This is a genomic window from Pseudoflavonifractor phocaeensis, from assembly GCF_021531375.1.
GTDB classification, from domain to species: domain Bacteria; phylum Bacillota; class Clostridia; order Oscillospirales; family Oscillospiraceae; genus Lawsonibacter; species Lawsonibacter phocaeensis_B.
On sequence record NZ_JADYTU010000027.1, the window covers coordinates 21,057 to 28,151 of the forward strand.

Genomic DNA, 7,095 nt, shown 5'->3' on the forward strand with positions numbered 1-7,095 from the left:
GGAGGTGTGGCGTATGCAAAAGACCGTGAAACAGATGATCCAAAATTTCACCAGACAGCGCACCCAACGGCGCAGAGCATACGCGGCATTTACCACATTGGCAATCCTGGTGTCCATCACGACGATGTACTCCTTGTCCCAGCCGGCATCCACCATGACGGGGGAGCTGATCTGCGGCCAGGAGGAGCACATCCATACCGACGCCTGCTACACCGAAAAGCTGATCTGCGGCTTGGAGGAGCAGACGGAGTCTGTGGAGGACGCGGAAGAGCACGTTCATGACGAGAGCTGTTACGAGCCGCATGAGGTGCTGGTCTGCACCGAGGAAGAGACCGAGGCCCACAGCCATGACGAGAGCTGCTATGGTCTGGTCTGCGGCGAGACGGAGTATCCGGCCCACACCCACGGCGACGACTGCTACGCCGTCGTGACCGAGACCTGCGGCCAGGAGGAGCACGAGGCTCACAGCCACGACGACAGCTGCTACACCACTACCCGCAGCCTGACCTGCGGCGAGGCGGAGAGCGCGGGCCACACCCACGACGACAGCTGCTACGACGAGAATGGCGAGCTGACCTGCGGCCAGAGCGAGAGCGCGGGCCATACTCACAGCGACAGCTGCTATACCGAGTCCACCGCGCTGACCTGCGGCCAGAGCGAGAGTGCGGGACACACTCACGACGACAGCTGTACTGTCCGGCGCGTCGAGTTGACTTGCACCGCCCAGGAGGGCCCGGGCCACGTCCACGATGACAGCTGCTACGGCCTGATCTGCGGCAAGGAGGAGACTGAGGGCCACACCCACACCGAGGAGTGCTATGAGACTCGGAATGAGCTGATCTGCACGGCTGGTCACGTTCATACCGCCGACTGCTATGAGAAGGTGCTGACCTGTGAGCTGCCCGAGCACATCCATAACTCCACCTGTTACGCGGAGACACAGCCGGAGGCCCCCGACGAGTCCGAGTACATCTGCGGCCTGCCGGCCCACACCCATGACGACTCCTGCCTGGATGAAGAAGGCAACCTGATCTGCGGCCTGGAGGAGCACGTCCATGACGAGAGCTGCCTGGCACCAGAGATTCCTGAAAGTGAGTACACCGCTGTATATGGCAATATTTCGGAATTGCCTGACGATGCGGTGCTCGTGCTTGCTGAAGAACTGGCCTCCGAGGAACAGGATGAAGACGGAATGCCCATTCCCTCCTATCTCTTCCATTATGGAGATGACGCCCTTGACATGACGATTCAGCTGACAGGGGATGCGTCCGTTGCAGCGATGGGAGCGGCTTTGGAGGTTGAGGAGATTCAACCTGAAATCGGGGAGCCTTTGGTTGAAGAGCCTGGAGCCGAAGAAACAGCAGGATCCGATACGGGTGAAGAGAACGATTGGACCGAAGGGCTGGTGTTGGCCGTCATCCCGCAGAGAGAGGAAAGCGAGGCATACCTCGACGCCGCGGAGTACGCAGCCGCGAATGCCAATGAAGAGGATGAACTCTATCATGTTTCGGCATACGAGGTCTACTTCTTCCGCGACGGTGCTGAGTTGGATGTGACTGATTGCGAAGTTACCGTGGAACTGAGCCCCAAGGAAGAGGCGGTGGCAGCAGACCAGCCTGTGATGGCAGCTCCCATGAGCTTGGAAGAGGAGTCGGCTCAGGAAGCCGCTCCGATGGCCAGGAGGGCGGTCATGTCCCTGGACGCGCCTGCGGACGGCTCTGCTGAGGAAGAACAGCCGGCAGAGACACAGACAGCGGAAACGGCGATCCGAGTTTCTGTCTTGCAGGATACCGACGGCGAGGTCACAGAGACGGATAGTACGCTGGTGGCCGCGGACGAAGCTGCGGGGACGGTGATGCGGTTCACGCTGCAGTCCAACCGAATGGCCGTGACACTGTCCCAGACGGCGAACCCCAGGTTCACGGTCGGGTATTACGCCTGGGTGGAGCAGGCCACGCTGAGTGACAGCGGTACGCTGGCTGTCATCAATACAGATAAAGGCGGAGCCAATCAGGGCGGCAACCTTCCCCAGAACGGCGTACAGCCGTACTTGAAGTATCTGAATATCAAGGATGGCAAGATCGTTGTGAACTCCAGTCTGGAGCAGGTATATCGAGACTATGAGTATCACTACATCGAAGCACCGAACCTGTCTTATTTCAACCGGTTGTATGAGAACGGCAACTATGAGTTGAAGGAGGTCTGGGTCCGCAATGAGGGCGATGAGGATTGGACGAAGTACACGAACCCCACGACACTGCACTTCACCAACCGGGAATCTTCCAAAAGCGATGATACGGTGCTCATCAAGAATGGGACCAAGATTCAGTTGGTCTATGATACGACCTCCGGCAGCTACGACAATGAGGCGAACTTCTATGATTATGATATCACGGATGGTACGCGTAAGAAGTTTGACAGCAAAAAATGGACGAACACGACACTGTTCAATACAAAAGAACAGGGCATCAACAGTGCCAGGAATTATGCAGGAAGCGGCGCGAAGCTGGGTTTCGGCAACAATAACGCAGGTAGTGGCCTGGAGAACGTGACTTGGAGCGGGAACACGCTGAATAAGGGCAACGGCAATGGTTATAAGGAATGTACATTTGGTCTCGCATCGGGCATGAATGGTGAAGAAATCCGGTATGCCGACGGTGTGGTAGCGCCGAAGCTGTTCAACGATGGGTCTGCAGCAGGCAAAACGACCTTTAGCAATAACAGCCTGACCTTTGCCCGGAGCGGCGATACATACACATTGCGGTCGGTCTCCGGCCAGTCCGGAATCGGCATCAGTGGTTTGGATACCTTTAATAATCCAAACGGAGAAGGGTATACCAACAACTTCTGGCCCTTGGATGGCGTTTCCAATACCGTGGACCCCCAGTTCGGTGATCCAATACACGCTTATTATCGAGCCAATGGTACCGCGTCGACAACCGATCCTTTGTACGCCTATAAAATAAGCGACTATGGAACGCCGAGTTTCACGTTCCCCAGGTCGGACAACAGTCAGAACCACAACAACTATTTCGGCATGAACTACGCGGTCAGCTTTAAGCTCACTCAGGACTATGTGGGTCCCTTGAACTACCTGTTCTTTGGCGATGATGACATGTGGGTGTTCCTGACCGATTCCAAGGGGAACAGCCGGCTGGTCTGCGATATCGGCGGCGTCCATTCCTCCGTCGGCGAGTACATCAATCTGTGGGACTACATCCAGAAGGATGGCCGCACGGAAGATGAGACCTATACGCTGAGCTTCTTCTACACGGAGCGCGGCGCGTCCGGTTCCTCCTGCTACATGCGCTTCACTCTGCCTTCGGTTTCCTCCGCCACGCCGGAACAGAACACGGGGACCCTCCGGGTGGAGAAGAAAGTTGAGGGCGCCGGCAATCCCGACCAGGAGTTCCAGTTTGAGATCCACTTTACCGATGCCAATGAAAATCCGTTGCGGGACGACTATTCTTACACTCGTTACGATGCAACGGGCAAAAAGATCAAGTCGGACGTCATTATCTATGACGGCGGGTCTTTTGAGTTGGAGGACGGCGAGTATGTGATGATCCGCTATCTGCCGGTCGGCACGAAGTACACCATTACAGAAAAGGCGGCAGACGGGTACACCACAACGTACAAGGTAAATAATGGCGAGGTGAAATCTGGTTCCACAGTGACGGGAAGTATTGAACTGTTGCGTACGGATACCGTGTGCTACATTAATACGGTCCGCTCCGAGCTGCCCAATACGGGCGGCATGGGCACCCAGACCTTCACGTTCCTGGGCATGATGATGATGCTCAGCGCGGGCGTGCTGCTGATGATTCAGCGGCGCAGAAGGGAGGGGATCTGACGCCGCTTGAACTGCGACCCAGCAGCCCATTCTAACCCCGCACGCAAACTTTTCAACATTACAACTTGTATTTAAAACTGAAAGGAGTTATCCTAAATGAAACGCACAAAGAAATTGTTCTCCCTCGCACTGGCCTTTATCATGGCTATGGCTCTCATGACCCCCGCTTTCGCTGCTCAGGAAGGCACCCTGACCGGCGGCTCCATCACCATCAATGACGCTGTCCCCGGCCAGACCTACAATGCTTATCAGATCCTGTATCTGGAGAGCTACAACGCTGACTCCAACGCCTACGCCTACAAGGCCAACAGCGCTTGGGAGACCTGGCTGAAAACCCAGACCTCCTATGTCTCCTTTGACGCTCAGGGCTATGTGACCTGGAAAGACGGCGCTGACGCCGCCGCTTTCGCTAAGCTGGCTCAGGTTGAGGCCGCCAAGATGACTGCCGACGCCACCGCCACCGCCCCTGCTGCCGCTGATGGTAAAACCTATTCCACCGTCACGTTCAACAACCTGAAGCTGGGCTACTATCTGGTTGACACCACTCTGGGTACCCTGTGCTCCCTGGACACCACCAATCCCGACGTCGTGATGGAGGAAAAGAACGAGGTCCCCACCAACGTCAAGACCGTTGAGGAAGATTCCACCGGCATTTACGGCGAGAAGAACGACGCCGACATCGGCCAGACCGTGAACTTCAAGAGCACCATTACCGCCCAGGCCGGCGCGGAGAACTATGTGTTCCACGACAAGATGTCCGCTGGCCTGACCTACACCGGCGTGACCGGGATCACCCTGAACGGCACCACTGTGGACGCCTCCAACTACACCGTCACCGCCCCCGCAGCTGATGGCGACACCTTTGACGTGACCTTTACCCAGGCTTTCTGCGACACCCTGAAGGCCAACGACCAGATCGTGATCTCCTACACCGCCACTCTGAATGAGAACGCCGTCATCGCCGGCGAGGGCAACCCCAACACCAGCAAGGTCAGCTACGGCGACTCCTCCAACACCAAGTACACTCCCGACAGCCAGACCAAGACCTACACCTGGAAGGTTGATGTGTTCAAGTACACCATGGACGGTGAGACTGAAAAGGCTCTGGCCGGCGCGAAGTTCACCCTGAGCAAGAACGCCGACGGCTCCAACCCCATCGCTCTGGTCTCTGAGGGCAACAACGTCTACCGCGTGGCCAAGACCGGCGAGACCGGCACTGTGACCGAAATCACCACCGACGCCACCGGCAAGTTCACCATCCAGGGTCTGGACGCCGATACTTACTACCTGACTGAGACCAAGGCTCCCGACGGTTACAACAAGCTGGCCGGCCCCATCACCATCGTGATCGGTGAGAACGGCGTGGTCAACGGCACCACCGAGGCTCCTCTGGGCGTGGACGAGGTCAAGGTCCTGAACCAGACCGGCGCTGAGCTGCCCTCCACCGGCGGCATGGGCACCACCATCTTCTACGTCCTGGGCGGCGTGCTGATGGCCGGCGCTGCCATCCTGCTGGTCACCAAGAAGAAGATGTCCAACGAGCAGTAATGCTCCCGGGGCTTATGCCCCAGTAAACCAAAGAAATTCCTCCCCGGGACCGGGGGCTTCGGCCCCCGGCCCCGGCCGGAGCAACAGGGAGAAACCGATGAAAAAGCACCTTTCCACTATTTTGCTTGTCGCGATCTTCTTCATAGGTCTCTCCGTGCTGCTCTACCCGACCGTTGCGGACTATGTGAACTCCAAGCACCAGTCCAGAGCCATTGCCGAATATGTGGAGACCTTGTCCAACGCGGACCCGGACCAATTCAAAGCCGAGCTGGAGGAGGGCCGGGCCTACAACGAGGCCATCCGCTCCAACCCGACCCGCTTCGCCCCCTCGGAGGAGGAGCTGGCCGCTTTTCACCAGCTGCTGGGCGCGCGGAACACCGCCATCGGCTACATTGAGATCCCCGCCATCCGGGTGGACCTGCCCCTGTATCTGGGCACCGAGGAGACGGTGCTTCAGGTGGGCGTGGGCTGTATGCCCGGGTCCTCCCTCCCCATCGGCGGCGAGAGCACACACGCCGTCCTCACCGGACACCGGGGACTGCCTTCCTCCAGATTGTTTACCGATCTGGACCAGCTGGCCCCCGGAGACACCTTCGTCCTCTTCGTCCTCAACGAGGTCCTGACCTATGAGGTGGACCAGATCCGCATTGTCCTGCCCGAGGAGCTGAACGATCTGGCCATCGAAGAGGGGAAAGACTACTGCACCCTCGTCACCTGCACCCCTTACGGCATCAACACCCATCGGATGCTGGTCCGGGGACACCGAATCGAAAATATCCAGGCTGACACGGTGGCCGCCCGGGTCACCGCCGACGCCATCCAGGTGGACACCCTGCTGGTCACCCCCGTGGTGGCCGCCCCCATGCTTCTGGTATTGCTGATCATTCTGCTGAGCCAGGGCGGAAAGAAAAAGCCTGAAAAAAAGAAACACTGAACGGTTCGGAAACGGGGGAGACCCGCCCGGACGAACGGGAAAGAAAACCAATACGCCATCGAAACCGAAAGGAAGAGGCTTATGAAGAAGTGGAACCTGTTGACCGCGATACTGCTGACGGCAGCTATGACGGTTGCCATGCTCCCGGGCGCTGCCGCCGCCGGGAGCGATTCCTCCAAGCGGGATGTGGACCTGGAGAAGGATCGGGGCACCATTGACGTGGTGCTGAAATCCCCTTACGGCAATCCCCAGGCGGGCATTGAGATCACCATCTATCAGGTGGGCACGGGCAGGATCGAAGACGGCAACCTGTACTTTGACCTGGTGGAGGTCCTCCGGCCCGCCGAGGGCGAGGACGCTATAGACCTGAACGGTCTGTCCGCCGCCGCCAATACGGAGACCGCAGCCAAGCTCCAGAGTAAGCTGAGCGCGCTGAAAGCGGAGCAGTTTGTGGACGGCTCCCAGCCGGGGGCCGTGGCCGGTAAGGACCAGATCCTGGCCTGGGCCGCCAATACCGATGAGAAGGGCGTGGCCAGCTTCAAGGACCTGCCTGTGGGCGTGTATCTGGTGGTGCAGACCGGCGTCAGCGACGATTACTACAACATTACCTCCTTCCTGGCGTACCTGCCCATGACCAACGAGGCGGGGACCGGATGGGACTATACCATGGAGATCGACCCCAAGCTGGAGGCGCGTCCCGGCGGCGGTAATGAGCCTGATCCGCCCATTGACATCCCCGATCCCGAGCCTCCGAAGGTGG

At 58.4% G+C, this 7,095-nt stretch carries 3 protein-coding genes and 1 pseudogene; all 4 read left to right on the forward strand.

What is annotated here, in order from left to right:
* Positions 1-13 precede the first annotated feature (13 nt).
* On the forward strand, positions 14-3,853 hold the full coding sequence (locus tag I6E39_RS09010; protein WP_235381261.1) for a DUF7601 domain-containing protein: 3,840 nt from the start codon (positions 14-16) through the stop codon (positions 3,851-3,853).
* A gap of 96 nt (positions 3,854-3,949) precedes the next feature.
* Positions 3,950-5,401, forward strand: coding sequence for a SpaH/EbpB family LPXTG-anchored major pilin (locus tag I6E39_RS09015; protein WP_235381262.1), 1,452 nt, complete (start codon positions 3,950-3,952; stop codon positions 5,399-5,401).
* A gap of 97 nt (positions 5,402-5,498) precedes the next feature.
* Positions 5,499-6,335, forward strand: coding sequence for a class C sortase (locus I6E39_RS09020; protein WP_235381263.1), 837 nt, complete (start codon positions 5,499-5,501; stop codon positions 6,333-6,335).
* Between the two features lie 81 nt (positions 6,336-6,416).
* Positions 6,417-7,095, forward strand: a pseudogene (locus I6E39_RS09025) (hypothetical protein); the annotation flags it as partial.

What these genes read in the sequence shown, in the direction of transcription:
- I6E39_RS09010 (WP_235381261.1), top strand. Translation starts at nt 14, where the DNA reads ATGCAAAAGACCGTGAAACAGATGATCCAAAATTTCACCAGACAGCGC.
- I6E39_RS09015 (WP_235381262.1), top strand. Translation starts at nt 3,950, where the DNA reads ATGAAACGCACAAAGAAATTGTTCTCCCTCGCACTGGCCTTTATCATG.
- I6E39_RS09020 (WP_235381263.1), top strand. Translation starts at nt 5,499, where the DNA reads ATGAAAAAGCACCTTTCCACTATTTTGCTTGTCGCGATCTTCTTCATA.